Annotated in this window: 14 protein-coding genes and 1 pseudogene; 11 read left to right on the forward strand and 4 right to left on the reverse strand. The window is 58.4% G+C overall.

All coding sequences use genetic code 11. From position 1 onward, the window contains the following. The first annotated feature begins 6 nt into the window (after window positions 1–6). From DHN12_RS22475 to DHN12_RS22525, 11 genes are all read left to right on the forward strand, one after another. A complete protein-coding gene (locus tag DHN12_RS22475) occupies window positions 7–1,194 on the forward strand; it encodes an alpha-hydroxy acid oxidase (RefSeq protein WP_108862186.1) in 1,188 nt (395 codons plus the stop codon). Further along, window positions 1,191–2,888, forward strand: a complete 1,698-nt coding sequence (dld, locus tag DHN12_RS22480; RefSeq protein WP_108862187.1) for a D-lactate dehydrogenase — start codon at window positions 1,191–1,193, stop codon at window positions 2,886–2,888. Before DHN12_RS22475 ends, dld begins: the two co-directional genes overlap by 4 nt. Window positions 2,889–3,123: 235 nt before the next feature. Next, window positions 3,124–3,846 (forward strand): acetoacetyl-CoA reductase, encoded by a 723-nt coding sequence (phbB, locus tag DHN12_RS22485; RefSeq protein ID WP_108862188.1) that lies wholly within the window; start codon window positions 3,124–3,126, stop codon window positions 3,844–3,846. Between the two features lie 38 nt (window positions 3,847–3,884). Next, window positions 3,885–6,539, forward strand: a complete 2,655-nt coding sequence (aceE, locus tag DHN12_RS22490; RefSeq protein WP_108862189.1) for a pyruvate dehydrogenase (acetyl-transferring), homodimeric type — start codon at window positions 3,885–3,887, stop codon at window positions 6,537–6,539. Window positions 6,540–6,566: 27 nt separating this feature from the next. Beyond that, complete coding sequence (aceF, locus tag DHN12_RS22495) at window positions 6,567–7,814, forward strand: dihydrolipoyllysine-residue acetyltransferase (RefSeq protein ID WP_108862190.1); 1,248 nt, start codon at window positions 6,567–6,569, stop codon at window positions 7,812–7,814. Between the two features lie 11 nt (window positions 7,815–7,825). Then, complete coding sequence (gene lpdA / locus DHN12_RS22500; protein WP_108862191.1) at window positions 7,826–9,556, forward strand: dihydrolipoyl dehydrogenase; 1,731 nt, start codon at window positions 7,826–7,828, stop codon at window positions 9,554–9,556. A gap of 10 nt (window positions 9,557–9,566) precedes the next feature. Next, window positions 9,567–11,138, forward strand: coding sequence for a Re/Si-specific NAD(P)(+) transhydrogenase subunit alpha (locus tag DHN12_RS22505; protein ID WP_108862203.1), 1,572 nt, complete (start codon window positions 9,567–9,569; stop codon window positions 11,136–11,138). A 13-nt stretch (window positions 11,139–11,151) separates the two neighbouring features. Next, window positions 11,152–12,606, forward strand: a complete 1,455-nt coding sequence (locus DHN12_RS22510; RefSeq protein ID WP_108862192.1) for an NAD(P)(+) transhydrogenase (Re/Si-specific) subunit beta — start codon at window positions 11,152–11,154, stop codon at window positions 12,604–12,606. A gap of 313 nt (window positions 12,607–12,919) precedes the next feature. Next, complete coding sequence (locus tag DHN12_RS22515; RefSeq protein ID WP_058275892.1) at window positions 12,920–13,366, forward strand: phasin family protein; 447 nt, start codon at window positions 12,920–12,922, stop codon at window positions 13,364–13,366. Between the two features lie 135 nt (window positions 13,367–13,501). Then, on the forward strand, window positions 13,502–14,056 hold the full coding sequence (gene phaR / locus DHN12_RS22520) for a polyhydroxyalkanoate synthesis repressor PhaR (RefSeq protein ID WP_108862193.1): 555 nt from the start codon (window positions 13,502–13,504) through the stop codon (window positions 14,054–14,056). A gap of 11 nt (window positions 14,057–14,067) precedes the next feature. Next, complete coding sequence (locus DHN12_RS22525; RefSeq protein WP_108862194.1) at window positions 14,068–14,826, forward strand: serine protease; 759 nt, start codon at window positions 14,068–14,070, stop codon at window positions 14,824–14,826. Between the two features lie 6 nt (window positions 14,827–14,832). Here DHN12_RS22525 and DHN12_RS22530 read toward each other — a convergent pair whose 3' ends face one another. From DHN12_RS22530 to DHN12_RS22545, 4 genes and pseudogenes are all read right to left on the reverse strand, one after another. Next, window positions 14,833–16,047, reverse strand: coding sequence for a DegT/DnrJ/EryC1/StrS aminotransferase family protein (locus DHN12_RS22530; RefSeq protein WP_108862195.1), 1,215 nt, complete (start codon window positions 16,045–16,047; stop codon window positions 14,833–14,835). A 113-nt stretch (window positions 16,048–16,160) separates the two neighbouring features. Continuing rightward, the gene (locus tag DHN12_RS22535) at window positions 16,161–17,465 is read right to left on the reverse strand and encodes an FAD-binding oxidoreductase (protein ID WP_108862196.1); all 1,305 of its coding nucleotides are present in this window, start codon (window positions 17,463–17,465) and stop codon (window positions 16,161–16,163) included. An 8-nt stretch (window positions 17,466–17,473) separates the two neighbouring features. Further along, complete coding sequence (locus DHN12_RS22540; protein WP_108862197.1) at window positions 17,474–18,832, reverse strand: glutamine synthetase family protein; 1,359 nt, start codon at window positions 18,830–18,832, stop codon at window positions 17,474–17,476. Then, a pseudogene (locus DHN12_RS22545) lies at window positions 18,832–19,111 on the reverse strand (type 1 glutamine amidotransferase); the annotation flags it as partial. The gene DHN12_RS22540 and the pseudogene DHN12_RS22545, both read right to left, overlap by 1 nt.

Genomic DNA, 19,111 nt, shown 5'->3' on the forward strand with positions numbered 1-19,111 from the left:
AGAGACATGCGTCTGAAGGACTGTCATAACTTTCAGGATTTCCGCAGATTGGCCAAGCGCCGCCTGCCGGGGCCGATCTTCAACTATATTGACGGAGGCGCGGATGATGAGGTGACTTACCGCGAAAACACACGGGCGTTTGATCGGTGCGACCTGCTGCCATCGGTCCTGCGTGGGGTGACGGACGTGGACATGTCGGTCACCGTGATGGGGCAAAAGCTGGATATGCCGATTTATTGCTCGCCGACGGCCTTGCAGCGCCTTTTCCACCATCAAGGGGAACGTGCTGTGGCAGCGGCCGCCGAGAAATATGGCACCATGTTCGGTGTGTCGTCGCTGGGCACCGTGTCCATGGAAGAATTGCGCCAGAAGCATAAGAACCCGCAGGTCTATCAGTTCTACTTTCACAAGGATCGCGGCCTGAACTCTGCCATGATGCAGCGCGCCAAAGAGGCTGGCGTCGAGGTCATGATGCTGACCGTCGACAGCATCACCGGCGGCAATCGCGAACGGGACCTGCGCACAGGCTTTTCAATCCCGTTTCGCCTGACTTTGGGCGGTATGATCCAATTCGCGATCAAGCCGATGTGGGGCATCAACTATGTCACGCATGAAAGGTTCCGCCTGCCGCAATTGGACGAACATGTGGATATGGGCGGCGGCGCCAGTTCGATCGGTGGCTACTTCACTGACATGTTGGACCCGTCGATGGACTGGGATGATGTGGCCGAGATGGTGCGTGAGTGGGATGGCCAGTTCTGCCTCAAAGGTATCATGACAGTCGAGGACGCACGCCGTGCGGCTGAGATCGGGTGTACCGGCATCATCCTGTCGAACCACGGCGGTCGCCAGTTGGACGGCTCGCGTACGCCGTTTGATCAGTTGGCCGAGATTGTGGATGCCGTCGGCGACAAGCTGGACGTGATGATGGACAGCGGAATTCAGCGCGGAACCCATGTGCTCAAGGCGTTGTCTTTGGGTGCCAAGGCGGTTGGGGTAGGGCGGCACTATCTGTATCCATTGGCTGCCGCTGGTCAGCCGGGCGTCGAACGGGCGCTGGGATTGATGCGGGCCGAGATCGAGCGCGACATGAAGCTGATGGGCGTAACGCGGATCGACCAACTGTCGCGCACCAACCTGCGCTTCCGGGACACAGCGACCAGTCCTGGCGATGCGCATCGGAACGCGGCATGATCAACGAAGCCCTCATAACCAAATTTCGCGCCATCGTCGGCGCCCGTAATGTGCTAAAAGGCGCACGCGCGACCGAGCGGTTCCGCCGCGGGTTCAGATCGGGTGAGGGCAAGGCACTCTGCGTCGTTCGACCCGGTGCTTTGCTGGAGCTGTGGAACGTTCTGCAGGCCTGCGTCGCCGCCGACAAGATCGTCATCATGCAGGCGTCCAATACTGGCCTGACCGAAGGGTCTACACCCAAAGGCGGTTACGACCGTGACGTTGTGCTGATTAATGTCAGTCGGATGAAAGCCCTGCACCTTTTGCAAGACGGTCAGCAGGTTCTAAGCCTGCCGGGCGCGTCTCTCTTTGAGTTGGAGAAGCAGCTAAGGCCACTGGGGCGAACACCGCATTCGGTAATCGGGTCCTCCAGCATTGGGGCCTCGATCGTGGGTGGGGTTTGCAACAATTCCGGCGGTTCCTTGTGCGAACGTGGTCCCAGTTATACAGAGCTTGCCCTTTTCGCCCAGATCACCGCGGATGGGACGCTGAAACTGGTGAACCATCTGGGACTAGATTTGGGCGACACTCCAGAGGAAATCCTGACCCGTGTTGAAGCCGGGGATTTCGACAAGGATGCCCCGACACCTCAGGGTCGCAATGCGTCGGACCCGGATTACACTGCGATCCTGCGCGATGTCGATGCGGACACGCCCTCGCGTTACAACAATGACGAACGGCTGTTGTACGAAGTGTCCGGCTGTGCGGGCAAACTGGCGGTATTCGCAGTGCGGCTTGATACCTTCCCGACCTATAAGCGTGAGCAGGTCTTTTACATCGGTACAAACGACCCTGCTGACCTTACCGACCTACGTCGCCACATCCTGACGCGTTTCGAAACTCTGCCTGTTTCGGCTGAATACGTGCATCGCGAGTGTTTCGATATCGCTGCGAAATACGGCAAGGACACTCTGGTTATGATCGACAAGCTGGGGACCGACCGGCTGCCGATGTTCTTTGCTATGAAGGGCGCGGTGGACTCGCGTCTGAACAAGTTTTCGTTGACCCGGGGTTTCACCGACAAGTTCATGCAGGTTGTTGCAAAGCTTTGGCCCGAGCATCTGCCGGAGTTCCTGTATGAGTATCGTGACAGATATGAACACCACCTCATCTTGAAAATGCATGACAGCGGTATCGAAGAGGCGGCGGTGTTTCTTCCTAAATTCTTTGGTTCCCGCAGTGCCGAATTTGTCACCTGCGCCCCGCGTGACGCCAAGATCGCCGGGTTGCATCGATTTGCTGCTGCGGGTGCCGCTGTGCGGTATGGCCATGTCCATTCCGACGAAGTCGAAGAGATACTGGCGCTGGATATCGCGCTGCGTCGCAATGATCGTGATTGGTTCGAAACGCTGCCGCCTGAGATCACCGATCAGTTGGTTGGCAGAGTTTATTACGGCCACTTGATGTGCCACGTGATGCACCAGGATTACATCGTCAAGAAGGGATGCGATCCAAGGGCGATCAAGACTGCTATGCTTAGGATCCTTGATGATCGCGGGGCCGAATATCCGGCCGAGCACAATGTCGGCCACCTCTACAAGGCCAAACCGGATCTGGCGGCGCATTACAGGCGCTGCGATCCAACTAATTCCTTTAACCCCGGTATCGGTAAAATGTCGAAGTTCCGGGATTACGCTGGTGACAAGTCCCGGTGACGGTGACCGCAATCGTGTGCCATCCTTTGTGTGTTGACCGTGAGTGGTTGCGTAAACACTCAGATAACCCTTTGTAAAGGAATTACTTTCAACATCAAATTTCAGGTAGTTTAATATTAAACTTTTCCTGAAACGCATAGCTGCTATTCCGCTCAGGCCTATCCGGTGGTAAAAAATTACGCTACGTAACACTGCAAGTTAGGTCAACGTCACTGACTAATTGGAGGGATCAGAGATGACACGAACTGCACTTGTAACCGGCGGTAGTCGGGGTATCGGCGAAGCGATTTCCAGAAAGTTGAAAGCTGAAGGTTATACTGTTGCCGCGACCTATGCCGGCAATGACGAAAAGGCGGCTGCTTTCACTACCGAGACCGGCATCAAAACCTACAAATGGAATGTCGCAGATTACGAAGCCTCGGCCGCTGGGATCGCACAGGTCGAGGCCGAGATTGGATCGATCGATATTGTGGTCGCCAACGCCGGGATTACCCGCGACGCGCCGTTCCACAAGATGACGCCCCAGCAGTGGAAAGATGTCATAGACACCAACCTGACCGGAGTGTTCAACACCATCCACCCAATCTGGCCCGGTATGCGCGAGCGTAAGTTCGGCCGTGTCATTGTCATCAGTTCTATCAACGGCCAGAAAGGCCAGTTTGCGCAAGCCAACTATGCCGCCACCAAGGCGGGTGATCTGGGAATCGTCAAATCTCTGGCACAGGAAGGCGCGCGTGCAGGCATTACCGCAAACGCCATCTGCCCCGGTTATATCGCCACTGAGATGGTCATGGCCGTGCCTGAAAAGGTCCGCGAGGCCATTATCGGTCAAATCCCGGCGGGACGGCTGGGCGAACCCGAGGAAATCGCCCGCTGTGTGGCCTTCTTGGCCTCGGATGACGCCGGGTTTGTCAACGGCTCAACGATTTCCGTCAACGGCGCACAATTCTTCGTCTGACACTCCACCGGACACAGTTTGAGAAAGGAACCTGCCCAATGAAAGACCTCGAACCCGATATCGACCCGGTAGAAAGTCAGGAATGGCAGGACGCCATTGAAGACGTGATTGAACGGGACGGTGCGAACCGTGCGCATTTCCTGTTGGACAAGGCCGTGCAGAAGGCCCGCGCCGCCGGGGCGACGCTGCCGTTTTCGGCTACGACGCCCTATCAGAATACCATCCCGGTCGATGATCAGTACGCCTTTCCCGGCGATCCTGAGATGGAGTGGCGGATCCGTACGATCAACCGCTGGAACGCCATGGCCACCGTGGTTCGGCGCAACAAAGTCAGCAGCGAATATGGCGGCCACATTGCCTCCTTTGCCTCATCAGCTGTTATGTATGACGTGGGCCTGAACCACTTCTGGCGATCGAAATCGGCGATCCACGGTGGCGACCTGGTGTTTTTTCAAGGCCATGTGATCCCCGGCATCTATGCCCGGTCCTTCATGGAAGGGCGCATCACTGAAGAGCAGCTGGAAAACTTCCGGTCCGAGGTCGATGGCGGCGGGCTGTCCAGCTATCCGCACCCGTGGTTGATGCCGGATTACTGGCAGTTCCCGACGGTCTCGATGGGCTTGGGCCCGCTGATGGCGATCTATCAGGCGCGGTTCATGAAATACATGCACAACCGGGGTCATATCGACATGGCCGACCGTAAAGTGTGGTGCTTCCTCGGCGACGGCGAGATGGACGAACCCGAAAGCCGGGGTGCAATTGACCTGGCCGTGCGAGAAGGCCTGGATAACCTGATCTTCGTGATCAACTGCAACCTGCAACGGCTCGACGGTCCGGTTCGCGGCAACGGCAAGATCGTGCAAGAACTTGAGGGCGACTTCCGCGGTGCGGGCTGGAACGTGATCAAGCTGCTTTGGGGTAAGGGCTGGGATCAGCTGCTGGAAAAAGACACCAGCGGGCGGTTGCGTCAGTTGATGGATGAAACCGTCGATGGCGACTACCAAACGTTCAAGTCGAAAGACGGCGCTTATATCCGCGAACATTTCTTTGGGAAATACCCGGAAACCGCTGCTTTGGTCGAAGACTGGACCGACGATCAGATCTGGGCATTGCGCCGGGGCGGACATGACCCAGAAAAAGTCTATACCGCATTCAAGCGCGCGACCGAGAACGAGGGCACGCCGACCTGCCTGCTGGTGAAAACCGTCAAGGGCTACGGCATGGGCTCGGCCGGTGAGGGGCAGAACACCACCCACCAGCAAAAGAAACTGGCCGAAGATCAGTTGCGTGCGTTCCGTGATCGGTTCCAGATCCCGGTCAGTGACGAAGACCTGCCCAACGCGCCGTTTGTGTCGTTGAACAATGCACAAAAGGCTTATCTGGCCGATCGACGCAAGGCTTTGGGTGGTGAGTTCCCCAAACGCGACAGCAGTGCACCAGCGCTGGAAATCCCCGAGCTTTCCAAGTTCGAAGCGCAACTGAAGGGCACCGGTGATCGTGAGATTTCGACCACAATGGCCTTTGTCCGCATCCTGACCACGCTGCTGCGTGACAAGGGAATGGGCAAGAACGTGGTGCCGATCGTGCCGGACGAAAGCCGGACCTTTGGGATGGAGGGGCTGTTCCGCTCGGTCGGGATCTACAACCCGTCGGGTCAGAATTATACCCCTGAAGATGCTGATCAGATGATGTTCTATAAGGAAACGACCAACGGTCAGGTCCTGCAGGAAGGCATCAACGAGGCTGGCGCCATGGCCGATTGGATTGCGGCAGCGACTGCGTATTCCAATCACGGCGTACCGATGATCCCGTTCTTCATCTACTACTCGATGTTTGGCTTCCAGCGCATCGGTGATCTGGCCTGGGCGGCTGGTGATAGTCGTGCGCGGGGTTTCATGCTGGGCGGTACAGCTGGTCGGACGACGCTGAACGGTGAAGGTCTTCAACACGAGGATGGCCACAGCCACATTCTTGCGGGCACTATTCCGAACTGCATCACCTACGATCCGACCTTCAGCTATGAGGTTGCGGTGATCATCCAGAACGGTCTGCAGCGCATGTATGGCGATCAGGAAGATATCTATTTCTACCTGACCCTGATGAACGAAAACTATACGCACCCCGATATGCCGATGGGCGCGGAAGAGGGGATCATCAAGGGGCTGTATCGGTTTCAGGAAACCAAGAAGCCGGGCAAGAAGCACGTCAACCTGATGGGCTCGGGTACAATTCTGGTGCAGGCGATGAAAGCGGCGGAATTGCTGAAGAAGGATTTCGGCGTGACGTCTGATATCTGGTCGGCCACCTCGTTCAACGAATTGGCCCGTGACGGACAGGATGCGGCACGCGCCAACCGTCTGGACCCGCTGGCAGAGGAACGTGTGCCTTACGTGACCGAACAGTTTTCAAAGGCCAAAGGTCCGATCATTGCAGCCACTGACTATATGAAGAACTACGCCGAGCAGATCCGCGCCTTTGTGCCGGGCCGCTATTCCGTGCTGGGCACGGATGGCTATGGCCGTTCGGACAGCCGGGTGAACTTGCGCCGGTTCTTTGAGGTCGACGCCAATCATATCGCAGCGGCGGCAATGGTCGATCTGTTTCGCGAAGGTGCGGTGACCAAGGCTGAGCTCGAGAAGGCGCTCAAGACATATGAAATCGACGGCGACAAGCCGAACCCCCGGTTGGTTTAAGGCCACGGGGCACGAGGAGACGTAGAAATGGCAATCGAAGTAACAGTCCCGGATATCGGGGATTTTGCGGATGTCCCGGTGATCGGCATCTTGGTCTCGGTCGGTGATACCGTCGCAGCCGAGGACCCCCTGATCGAATTGGAAAGCGACAAGGCCACGATGGAGGTTCCGTCCCCTGCCGCGGGTGTCGTCAAGGAAATCAAAGTGTCCGAGGGCGACAACGTTTCCGAAGGCGCGCTGATCCTGCTGCTGGAAGGCGAGGGGGCACCTACCGCCCCGGCCGAGGCCGCGCCCACGGTCGCACCGGCACCTGCGGCTGCCCCCGCACCAGCCACCCCGGCGGCGCCGGTGATGGACCAAGGGTTCGGCAAGGCCCATGCCTCGCCATCGGTGCGCGCCTTTGCCCGTCAGCTGGACATTGACCTGTCCAAGGTCAACGGCTCGGGCCGCAAGGGTCGTATCCTGCGCGAGGACGTCACCAAGTTCCTCAAATCCACGACTGCGGCCGCTCCGGCTGCTGCAGGTGCATCGGGTGGCATGGGTATCCCGCCGATCCCGGTTGTCGATTTCTCAAAGTTCGGCCCGGTCGAAGACGTGGAAATGCCTCGGATCAAAAAGCTGTCTGGCCCTGCGTTGCATCGGTCATGGCTCAACATCCCACATGTCACCCATAATGATGAGGCCGACATCACCGAGCTGGACAAATACCGCAAGGAAATGGACACGATGGCCAAGGAAGAAGGCTATCGCGTCACATTGCTGAGCTTTGTGGTCAAGGCCTCGGTCAATGCGCTGAAACAGCATTGGGAGTTCAACTCGTCGATCCACCCCGACGGCGACAAGCTGATCCGCAAATCTTACTACAATATAGGCTTTGCTGCAGACACGCCGAACGGCCTGGTTGTTCCGGTCATCAAAGATGCGGATCGTAAGGGCATTGTCGAGATCTCCAAGGATCTGATGGAGCTGTCGGGCAAGGCGCGTGCAGGTGAGCTGAAATCGAACGACATGCAGGGCGCGACGTTCACGATCTCGTCGCTGGGCGGTATCGGTGGCACCCATTTCACTCCGATCGTCAACGCGCCCGAGGTGGCCATTCTGGGCCTGACCCGGTCGAAGATGGCTCCGGTCTGGAATGGCGAAGAATTCGTGCCGCGCCTGATGCAGCCCTTGTCTCTCAGCTATGACCACCGTGCCGTTGATGGCGCCTTGGCCGCGCGCTTCTGTGTGACGCTCAAGACGCTGTTGGGTGACATGCGCAAGTTGATGTGGTGAGGAGAGATCAGATGGACGTCAAAGTACCCGATATCGGTGATTTCTCCGATGTGCCCGTGCTCAGCATTCTTGTCTCGGTTGGTGATACCGTCGCCGCCGAAGACCCGCTGATCGAACTGGAATCCGACAAGGCCACGATGGAGGTTCCGTCCCCCGCCGATGGCAAGGTCGTCTGGATTGCCGTTGCCGAAGGTGACAATGTCTCGGAAGGCGCGCTGATCCTGACACTGGAAACCGCCGACAGTGCAACACCCGAGGCCGCGCCAGCCGAGGCACCCGCCGCACCGCAGGCTGTGGCCGCCACCGGCACTGCAGCCGGGCAGGGCGACATACATGCCGAAGTGGTCGTGCTGGGTTCTGGCCCCGGTGGTTACACCGCAGCCTTCCGCGCCGCAGATCTGGGCAAAAAGGTTGTAATGATCGAGCGCAATCCGACGCTGGGCGGTGTCTGCCTGAACGTGGGCTGTATCCCTTCGAAGGCGTTGTTGCACGTGGCAAAGGTCATCACCGAGGCCGAAGAGATGGGCGCACATGGTGTCAGCTTTGGCAAGCCCAAGATTGACCTGGACGAATTGCGCGCCTTCAAAGACAGCGTTGTCGGCAAACTGACCGGCGGTTTGGACGGTTTGTCCAAGGGTCGCAAGGTTCAGATCGTGCGCGGCTACGGTCGCTTCTCGGGTCCGAACATGATTGAGGTCGTGGGCGATGACGGAATGACAACGGTTTCCTTTGACCAATGCATCATTGCGGCGGGATCTGAACCGGTTGAGCTGCCCTTTCTCCCCCATGATGACGACCGCGTGATCGACTCGACCGGTGCGCTGGAACTGGCGGATGTTCCAAAGCGGATGCTGGTTCTGGGCGGCGGTATCATCGGTCTGGAGATGGCTTGCGTTTATGACGCGCTGGGCTCGGACATCACCGTGGTCGAGTTGATGGATCAGATTATCCCTGGTGCGGACAAGGATATCGTTAAACCTCTGATGACCCGCATCAAGGGCCGGTACGAAAACATTTTCCTAAAGACCATGGTCACAGCGATTGAACCGTTGAAAAAGGGCCTCATGGTCACGTTCGAGGATGACAAGGGCGACAGCTTCACCGACACATTTGATAAGGTTCTGGTGGCTGTGGGACGCAAACCCAATGGCAAGCTGATCGACGCCGAAAAGGCCGGGGTCGCGGTGGATGAGCATGGGTTTATCGCCGTGGACAACCAATTGCGCACCGGCGTGCCGCATATCTTCGCCATCGGTGACTTGGTCGGCCAGCCGATGCTGGCGCACAAGGCCGTGCACGAAGGCAAGGTTGCAGCCGAGGTTGCCGCCGGTCACAAGCGGTTCTTCGACGCGAAACTGATCCCTTCGGTCGCCTATACCGACCCGGAAGTGGCTTGGTGCGGCCTGACTGAAACCGACGCCAAGGCTAAAGGGATCAAGGTCGAAAAAGGCGTGTTCCCGTGGGCCGCGTCGGGCAAATCTCTGTCCAATGGCCGATCCGAAGGCATCACCAAGCTGCTGTTCGATCCACAGGATCAGCGCATCGTTGGTGCCTGCATCGTCGGTACCAACGCCGGTGATCTGATCTCCGAGACTGCTCTGGCCATCGAAATGGGGGCGGACGCGGTCGATCTTGGTCACACGATCCACCCCCACCCGACGCTGAGCGAGACAGTGAACTTCGCGGCCGAGATGTTCGAGGGCACGATCACCGATCTCATCCCACCCAAGAAACGCAGCTAGGATCATGGCGATGAAGATAGGCACACCGAGAGAGAATTTTGACGGTGAAAACCGTGTTGCGATGACGCCAGAGTCTGCGTTGCAGCTTCAGAAGTTGGGCTATGAGTGTCTGATTGAGAAGGGTGCTGGTGCTGCGGCCGGGTTTTCGGATGCGTCGTATGAGGCAGCGGGGGTTGAGGTCGTCAAGACGGCTGCGTCGCTGTGGAAGCAGGCCGACATTGTTGCCAAGGTGCGTCAGCCGAACGAGGCTGAGCTGAAGCGTCTGACCAAGGGTAAGACGTTGATTTCCTTCTTCAACCCTGCGGGGAATGAAGGGGGGATGGAAGCGGCCAAGGCCAAGGGTGCCAATGTCATCGCCATGGAAATGGTGCCGCGGATCAGCCGCGCGCAGAAGATGGATGCGCTGTCGTCGATGGCCAATATCGCCGGTTACCGCGCGGTGATCGAGGCGGGCAACAACTTTGGCCGCTTTTTCACCGGTCAGGTGACGGCTGCCGGTAAGGTTCCGCCTGCGAAGGTACTGATCGTTGGGGCCGGTGTGGCTGGTCTGGCGGCCATCGGCACCTCGACCTCGCTGGGCGCGATTACCTACGCGTTCGACGTGCGCCCCGAAGTGGCCGAACAGGTCGAATCGATGGGGGCCGAGTTCGTCTATCTGGATTTCAGTGAGGATCAGCAGGACGGTGCCGCCACCGGCGGTTATGCCAGTGTTCAATCCGAGGAATTCCGCGAGGCGCAGCTGGCCAAGTTCCGCGAACTGGCACCCGAGATAGACATCGTGATCACCACCGCGCTGATCCCCAACCGCGAAGCGCCCGAGCTTTGGACCAAGGATATGGTCGAGGCGATGAAGCCGGGTTCGGTCATCGTTGACCTTGCGGCGGAAAAGGGCGGCAACTGCAAGCTGACCGTGGCGGATGAGAAGATCGTGACCGACAATGGCGTGACCATCATCGGCTATACCGACTTCCCCAGCCGGATGGCGGCGCAATCCTCGTCTTTGTACGCGACCAATATCCGTCACATGATGACCGACCTGACGCCTGAAAAGGACGGTCAGATCAATCACGACATGGAAGATGACGTGATCCGCGGTGCGACTGTGACATTTGAAGGCGACATCACCTTCCCGCCACCGCCGCCCAAAGTGCAGGCGATCGCGGCGCAGAAGAAACCGGAAGTCAAGGAACTGACCCCGGAAGAGAAAAAGGCGCAGGAGGTTGCGGCCTTCAAGGCGCAGACCAAACAGCAGTTCACTCTGCTGGGGGTTGGTGGCGCGCTGATGCTGTTGGTGGGGCTGATCGCTCCGGCCAGCTTCATGCAGCACTTCATCGTCTTTGTGCTGGCCATTTTTGTGGGCTTCCAGGTGATCTGGGGCGTCGCGCACAGCCTGCACACACCGCTGATGGCGATCACCAACGCGATCTCGTCGATCATCATCGTTGGGGCTGTGATGCAGATCGGATCGGGGTCGATCCTGGTCATTCTGCTGGCGGCGCTGTCCATCTTCATGGCCGGGATCAACATCTTCGGCGGCTTCCTCGTAACCCGGCGCATGCTCGCCATGTTCCAGAAATCTTAAGGAGGCCGGGCACATGGAATTTGGCTTCACTACTGCCGCCTACGTTGTTGCGGCTGTTCTGTTCATCCTTTCGCTCGGCGGCCTGTCGAACCAGGAAAGCGCCAAGCGCGCGGTCTGGTATGGCATCGTCGGTATGGCGCTGGCGGTCTTCGCCACGCTGGTTGGTCCCGGTTCGGGTCTGTGGCTGCTGTCGCTGCTGCTGATCGCGGGCGGTGGTCTGATCGGTCAATACGTTGCACAGCGCGTGCAGATGACCGAGATGCCGCAGCTGGTGGCCGCGATGCACTCGCTGGTTGGTCTGGCAGCGGTGTTCGTCGGATACAACGCGCATTTTGAAGTTCTGAACGTCGCCGAGGTGATGGCGGTCTCGGATGCATCGAAAGAAGTTCTGTACACGGGCCTCGGAGGGTTTGCCAAACTGATCGCCAAGAAAACCCCGGCGGAATTGTCGATCCTGCATGTCGAACTGTTCCTGGGCGTCTTCATCGGTGCGATCACCTTTACCGGGTCGGTCGTGGCTTATGGCAAGCTGGCGGGCAAGGTGACGTCTGCGGCGACCAAGCTGCCCGGCGGCCATGCGCTGAACGCGGCGGCGGCGGGATTGTCGCTGATCTGCCTGATCTGGTACACCGCATCGGGCGGCTTCTTCCCGCTGTTCCTGATGACGCTGGCGGCGCTGTTCATCGGCTATCACCTGATCATGGGCATCGGCGGTGCCGACATGCCGGTGGTTGTGTCGATGCTGAACAGCTACTCGGGCTGGGCCGCTGCGGCGATCGGCTTCAGCCTCGGTAACGACCTGCTGATCGTGGTTGGTGCGCTGGTGGGCTCGTCGGGTGCAATCCTGTCCTACATCATGTGCAAGGCGATGAACCGTCATTTTGTCAGCGTGATCCTGGGCGGCTTTGGTGGCCCACAAGGTGAACAGATGGCGGTTGAGGGCGAGCAGATCGCCATCGAAGCCGACGGTGTGGCCGCAGCGCTGAACGATGCTGACAGCGTGGTGATCATCCCCGGCTACGGCATGGCGGTGGCGCAGGCACAGCAATCGGTGTCCGAACTGGTCCGCAAGCTGCGGGCGCAGGGCAAGAATGTGCGCTTTGCGATCCACCCGGTCGCGGGCCGTCTGCCTGGCCACATGAACGTGCTGCTGGCCGAGGCGAAGGTGCCATACGACATCGTGCTGGAAATGGACGAGATCAACGACGACTTCCCCGAAACGGATGTGGCCATCGTTATCGGCTCGAACGACATCGTGAACCCTGCGGCGCAGGAAGACCCCAACAGCCCCATCGCCGGCATGCCGGTTCTGGAATGCTGGAAGGCCAAGCAGGTCTTCGTGTCCAAACGCGGCCAAGGCACCGGGTACTCGGGCATCGAAAACCCGCTGTTCTTCAAAGAAAACACCCGCATGTTCTATGGCGATGCAAAGGCAAGCCTCGACAAACTACTGCCTATGATCGAATAAGCCGGGTTGGTTTGATCCAAGTTGCCTTGCGACCTGTAAAATCCGGCGCGTTCTTTGGAGCGGCAGATTGAGATTTGAAGCCGGTCTGTTCTGAACGTTGTCGGCGCGCGCCCGGCGATTCGGGGCATCCCGCCCTGGCTCTGGCGCCAGGGACCTATGTGCAGGTCAAGGCAAGCGGTTGATTCCAAATCATTCTGTGAAGATTTTCTGCATTGCAGCAAGAAAATTCTTGCAATGCTGCAATGCGGCATCCATATTGTCGTCAAGCTGATGAAAACCGGGGTGGGCCCGGTTCGGCAAAAGGATTTTAGACATGGCAAAGACGCAAGACTTCACCGCGACCCTGAAAGACGTTATGGGCGCGTTCCCCGTTGACACCACCGCTCTGGAAGGTGCTTTCAAATCGACCGCGACGCTGAACGAAAAGCTGTCGGGTGTTGCGCTGGAAGCGGCTGAAAAGTCGGCTGAGATTTCGAGTAAATGGACCAAGGACACCCTGGCCAAGCTGACCGAGATGTCGAAAGCCAAGGCAGAGCCTGCAGACTACGCCAAAGCGGCCACCGACTTCGCCAGCGCATCGGCTGAAGTTGCAGCTGAAAACATGGCAGCCTTCGCAGAGATCGCAAAAAAAGTTCAGTCCGAAACCGTTGAGCTGCTGATGGCAGCTGGCAAAGACGTAGCCGAAGACACAACCGCGGCCGTTAAAAAAGCCACCAACGACGTGACCGCAGCTGCCAAGAAGGCAACTGCTGCCAAGTAAGCAAACGCCGCGAGGCGCACCCACTCCTCCCAATCGGTGCTATCGCGCAGGGCAGGTCGAAAGACCTGCCCTTTCTTTTTGTGCTGCGCTCGCATAGTCTTTGCTGCAATGCATCATCCTTGGGGAGGGTAAACGGTGTCGGAACAAGAAAAACCACTGTTGATCAAACGTTACGCCAGCCGTCGGCTGTATAACACCGAGACCAGTGACTACGTCACGCTTGAAGACATCGCGTCGTTTATTCGGGACGGGCGCGAAGTAAAGATCATAGACCTGAAGTCAGGTGATGATCTGACGCGGCAATATCTGCTGCAAATCATTGCTGAACACGAAAGCCGCGGCGAAAATGTGCTGCCGGTCAATGTGCTGAACGATCTTGTGCGCAGCTACATGCTGCCGGGTGGCGGTGTGATGCCGCAATTCCTGCAAAGCTCATTCGAGATGCTGCGGGAAAACCAGAGCAAGATGATGGAAAACATGAGTGCGATGAATCCGATGTCTCAGATGCCGGGATTCGATGCAATGCAGGCGCAGCAGCAAGCATTCCTGAAAGCCATGACTGGTGGTCTGTCCGGCGGATGGTCCGGCCCGGACAAAGACGATGACGCCAAATCCGAGCCCAAGGAAGATTTGGACGACATCAAAAAACAGTTGGCGGAACTGCAGCAAAAGCTGTCCAAGCTTAACTGACGCGGCCCCAAATGCGCTGGTTGATCCTGAGTATCACGCTACTTTGGTTTCAACCCGCGTTGTCGCAAGGTGTTTTCTCGGACCAGTGGACCCAAGTTTGTACATTGGGAACACGGGCCGAAGCCGGATGTGACGCGATTCGTGCACGCGAAATTCTTGCGGCCGATCAGCCCCCGTGGCGCGCGATTGGACGTGTTAATTTTGCTAGTCGGGATCAGAAGTCTCATTGCACCGGGGTTCTTGTTTCGGACAATCTTGTCCTGACCGCCGCGCATTGCCTGTACAACACACCGCGTCAGCGGTGGATTCCACCTTCAAGCATCCGTTTTGCCGCCGGTTATCAGCGCGGAGAAGCCGCTGCGGTTTCAGGCGTGAAAGGGTATCGGCTCCATCCTGAACAGCGCGTTGAAGGCCGGTTTGATGACAGAGCAGACCTGGATTGGGCGGTTCTGGAACTCAGCGCGCCGATTGGGCAGCAGGTCGGTTATCTACCCCTGGCGGATGATAGCGCGACCGCAACATTTGTTGCGGGGTATCCCGGTATCCGGCCCCATGTGCTGAGCAAAACAAAGACCTGCCAGCCGCGCCGCCATTCAAGCGGAGTTCTGTTGGCGACATGTCCGGTCATGATGGGGGATTCCGGCGCGCCTTTGTTGGTCGAGACGGACACTGGTTTGCAGGTTGTCGGAATCCTATCCCGCGTGGCTGCAACCCCCAAGGGGATCACAGCACTGTTTCTGCCGGTCGATCTTTTTGACTTTGGATATTAGTCGTCGTCAGGTTCCGTAGACAGGAACCGGTCCCGTAACCTCACCCACAGACGCCAGCAGGATATCCGAAATCACATCCAGGTCTTCGCGCGTCAGGCGCACAGGCAGTCGGACATCGCAGGCCTTCATAAGCATTGCGCGGGTTTGCGGTAGCTCGAACTTTTCCGGCAGGAATTGCCAGTTCCAGAATGCGCGGGCGTTGTCCTGGCTCAGACCAAAGACCTGAACTTTGACGCCACGCGCCTCAGTCGCCGCAGCGAAGGCGCGGATATCGTTGTCGTCCATGCCCACCAGGTTGAACTGTATGGAATCCGGTGCCCGGCGTTCGGGCTCCAGAGGGGCAGGGACGTCGATATGGGGCGATGTATTCAGCCGGTCTGCAACATAGTCGTGGTTGGACAGGCCATCACGCACACGACGCGCAAGTTCCGGGATTTGTGGCCGGATCACTGCAGCGCTGAGATTGCTCATCCGCAAGTTATAGAGTGGCAATTGGTTCTGCCAGCGGGCAAATGCCTGCTCCAACTCGGGCGAGTTTTCGCCTTGCGGTCCCTTGTGCTTCTTCCAGTTATGTTCATACGCGCCCGACATGATCACGGCTTGCGCCACCAGATCGGCGTCGTCGGTGATCAGAATACCGCCTTCGCCTGCGTTAATCATCTTGTAGGACTGGAACGAGAAACAGCCGATCTTGCCGATCGTGCCAATATTGCGCCCGTGCCAGGTTGTGCCTAGCGAGTGTGCCGCGTCCTCGATCACAGGGATGTCGCGTGCGTCACACAGCGCCATGATGGCATCCATGTCCGAGGTGTGGCCGCGCATATGGCTGATGATCACGGCCTGAACTTCGTCCAGCTTGGCTTCGAAATCCGCCATGTCTATGCGATAATTCGCACCCACTTCGCATAGAACCGGGATGCAGTCGGCGTGAACGACCGATGACGGAACGGCGGCGAAGGTGAAGCCGGGGATCAATACCCGCGCATCCCGCGGTAGGCCGAGCGCTTTGAGGGACAGGAACAGAGCGGCCGAGCAGGACGAAACGGCCAGTGCGTATTTACTGCCGAGCAACTGGGCAAACTCGGCCTCAAGCAAGGCAACCGGCGCGTCTTGCGGCGCGGTATAGCGAAACAGATCGCCTGACTGCATCAGGGCGTCGATGGCTTCTTTTGCTGCTGGGGGGATGGGTTCGGCGGCATGAACGTTTGGTGGAAGCGTCATATTTGATTTTCCCAAATTCTATCTTTGGGAAAGATAAAGCTAAACAAAATGCAATCCAAGCCTTCATTCGCCCCTAAGGCGAAATTTCACCGATCTGTCAAAATTCCCAAGTGTTAGAACCCCAACCGGTCCCTTAACGCGAACCATGTCATCGCAAGCACCAACAGCGGGCTGCGCAGGGCTGGTCCTCCGGGAAAGGGAAGGGCAGGGACGCGGGCCATTGTGTCGAACCCTTCGGCTTGTCCCTGGATGGCCAGCGCCATCAGTTGACCCGCATGCGTGGCCGTGCCGACCCCGTGCCCGGAATAACCCGAGGCGGACAGGATATTGGGCGCAATCCGCGCCAGATACGGCATTCGGCGCATTGTGATGGCCAGAGTGCCGCCCCAAGCGTAGTCGATCTTTACATCTTGTAAGTGCGGAAAGATCTCGGTCATGGGTTTGCGAACGGTCGCGGCGATGTCGCTGGGAAAACGGTAACCGTAGCTCTCCCCTCCACCAAACAGCAGACGACCATCGGCGCTGAGGCGGAAGTAATTCACAACGAACTTGGTGTCGGCCACGGCGACGTCTTTTGTCAGGACGCGGGCGGCATCTGCGCCCAAAGGCTCGGTCGCGGCGATGAAGTTGTTGATAGGCATGACCTTGGTGGCCACCTTACGGTTCAGATCGCCGAGATATCCGTTGCAGGCCAGAATGACGTGGTTTGCCGTCACATTGCCTTGCGCGGATTTCACAACGGCTGGTGTGGCTTCTTCGACGCCCAGAACCTCGGTGCCTTCACAGATGCGTACGCCGGCTTTGTCCGCCGCCTGAGCCAGCCCCAACGCAAAATTCAGCGGGTGCAGATGCGCCGCGCCCATATCCAGATAGCCGCCCCGATAAGAGGGCGAAGGACACAATGCCTGACCTGCGCCTTCGTCCAGAACCTCCATCTGGTCATAACCATAGCGGTCGGACAGATGTGCCGCGTGATCATGAAGCTCTTGCTGCTCACCTTGGCTGAGTCCAAGAACGGCCACGCCAGGTTTCAGATCACAGTCGATCTGGTGTTTCGTGATCAGGGATTTGACCAGATCTTTTGCATCTTCGGCCAGATCCCACAGCTTGGCGGCGTCATCATCGCCGACCAGTCGCTCGAGATCTTCCTGATCCATACGCTGCGCACTGCCCAACTGACCGCCATTGCGGCCTGATGCCCCAAAGCCAACGCGGTGCGCCTCAAGCAGGACAACGTCGAACCCTGCTTCTGCCATATGCAACGCGGCGGACAGGCCGGTGTACCCGCCGCCCACGATGCAAACATCAGCCTTCACATCGCCGGACAGCGCGGGGAATCGATCCACCGGATTGGCCGTCGCAGCGTACCAGCTGGCCGGGTACTCGGCCTTGCGGTCGTTGGAATAAAGCAGATTCATCGGGAGCCTCAGACATTCATCAGCAGATGTTCGCGCTCCCACGGAGAGATGACCTGCAGGAACTCCTCGTACTCGGCCCGTTTGACGATGCCATAGACGCGGGCGAACTCAGGGCCCAGAACTTCGTGCAAGGCAGTGGCCTCATCAAACAGGTCCAATGCGTTGCCCATCACTTGCGGGATGTCACCTTCGCCCTCATAGGCATCACCATAGAATTGGCGGCGCGGGCGTTCTTGCCGGGTCAGGCCCAGATAACCACAGGCCAGGGACAGCGCGATGCCCAGATAAGGGTTGCAATCCATCCCTGCGATCCGGTTTTCGACGCGGCGTGCCTCGGGGCCGGACAGGGGCACGCGAATGCCGGTGGTACGGTTGTCGCGCGCCCATTCCAGATTGATCGGTGCGGCGTGATCTTTCACATAACGGCGGTAGGAATTAACGTATGGGGCCATCACGGCCAGGCCAGCTGGCAGGTGGTTCTGCAGCCCGGCGATGAAATTGTAGAACGCATCCGTTTCACCGCCCTGTGGACCGGAAAAGATGTTCTGGCCTGTTTCCATGTCTATAATCGAGTGGTGGATGTGCATCGCCGAGCCCGGCTCATCCTCGATCGGTTTTGCCATGAACGTGGCAAAGCAGTTGTGGCGCAGCGCGGCCTCGCGGATCAGACGTTTGAAGTAGAACACTTCGTCGGCCAGTTTGACCGGGTCGCCATGGCGCAGGTTAATCTCTAGCTGACCCGCGCCACCTTCCTGCGTGATGCCGTCGATCTCGAACCCTTGATGCTCGGCGAAATCATAGATGTCGTCGATTACAGGTCCGAACTCGTCCACCGCGGTCATCGAATAGGCCTGCCGCGCGGCTGCCGGACGGCCCGAACGGCCCATCATGGGTTTGATCCCATGCGCCGGGTCGACATTGGGGGCGACCAGAAAGAACTCCATTTCGGGCGCGACGATCGGGTCCCAGCCTTTGTCGTGATACAGCTGCACAACACGCTTCAATACGTTACGCGGGCTGAAGGGGATCGGCTCACCATCCCGGTCGTAGGCGTCGTGAATAACCTGCAATGTCCAGTCACCCGTCCACGGCGCGGCAGATACGGTAGAGAAATCAGGTTTCAGGATCATATCCCGTTCGATAAACCCGTCCTCACCCGCTGCTTCGCCCCAATCGCCGGTGATGGTTTGGTAAAAGATGCTGTCGGGCAGGTGGAAATAAGTCTGCCGCGCGAATTTGCTGGCAGGTACGGCCTTGCCGCGTGCGATGCCCGGCAGGTCCGAGATGATGCATTCGACCTCATCCAGCCGGTGGCCGGAGATATAGGTTTTTGCTGCTTCTGGCAGCTGGTCTGTCCAGTTGGCCATCAGGCCCTCTCTTTCTTCAGAAATTCTGCCATGTGCCGTCCGATGGTCGCGTTGTCGTCGGGGCCGGGCAGCCGGTTAGCGGCAGCTTCCATCAACGGGTCGGGAACCACACCCTTGCCGCGCGTTTCCATCAAGCCCTGGATAAAGGCATCGCCGTATTCCGGGTGGGCCTGCACGGTCCAGATGTTGTCGCCATAACTTACCATCGCATTGCGGCAAAAGTCGTTGGTGCCGATCACACGCGCGCCTTCGGGCAGCTCAACCACCTGATCCTGATGC

Source organism: Ruegeria sp. Alg231-54, from assembly GCF_900143525.1.
Taxonomy (GTDB): Bacteria; Pseudomonadota; Alphaproteobacteria; order Rhodobacterales; family Rhodobacteraceae; genus Ruegeria.

Bases quoted from the DNA above. Each gene is read 5' to 3' on its own strand.
- DHN12_RS22540 (WP_108862197.1), bottom strand. From the start codon at position 18,832: ATGGCCAACTGGACAGACCAGCTGCCAGAAGCAGCAAAAACCTATATC.
- aceF (WP_108862190.1), top strand. From the start codon at position 6,567: ATGGCAATCGAAGTAACAGTCCCGGATATCGGGGATTTTGCGGATGTC.
- dld (WP_108862187.1), top strand. From the start codon at position 1,191: ATGATCAACGAAGCCCTCATAACCAAATTTCGCGCCATCGTCGGCGCC.
- DHN12_RS22535 (WP_108862196.1), bottom strand. From the start codon at position 17,465: ATGAATCTGCTTTATTCCAACGACCGCAAGGCCGAGTACCCGGCCAGC.
- aceE (WP_108862189.1), top strand. From the start codon at position 3,885: ATGAAAGACCTCGAACCCGATATCGACCCGGTAGAAAGTCAGGAATGG.
- lpdA (WP_108862191.1), top strand. From the start codon at position 7,826: ATGGACGTCAAAGTACCCGATATCGGTGATTTCTCCGATGTGCCCGTG.
- DHN12_RS22525 (WP_108862194.1), top strand. From the start codon at position 14,068: ATGCGCTGGTTGATCCTGAGTATCACGCTACTTTGGTTTCAACCCGCG.
- DHN12_RS22475 (WP_108862186.1), top strand. From the start codon at position 7: ATGCGTCTGAAGGACTGTCATAACTTTCAGGATTTCCGCAGATTGGCC.
- DHN12_RS22510 (WP_108862192.1), top strand. From the start codon at position 11,152: ATGGAATTTGGCTTCACTACTGCCGCCTACGTTGTTGCGGCTGTTCTG.
- DHN12_RS22505 (WP_108862203.1), top strand. From the start codon at position 9,567: ATGAAGATAGGCACACCGAGAGAGAATTTTGACGGTGAAAACCGTGTT.
- DHN12_RS22515 (WP_058275892.1), top strand. From the start codon at position 12,920: ATGGCAAAGACGCAAGACTTCACCGCGACCCTGAAAGACGTTATGGGC.
- phbB (WP_108862188.1), top strand. From the start codon at position 3,124: ATGACACGAACTGCACTTGTAACCGGCGGTAGTCGGGGTATCGGCGAA.
- DHN12_RS22530 (WP_108862195.1), bottom strand. From the start codon at position 16,047: ATGACGCTTCCACCAAACGTTCATGCCGCCGAACCCATCCCCCCAGCA.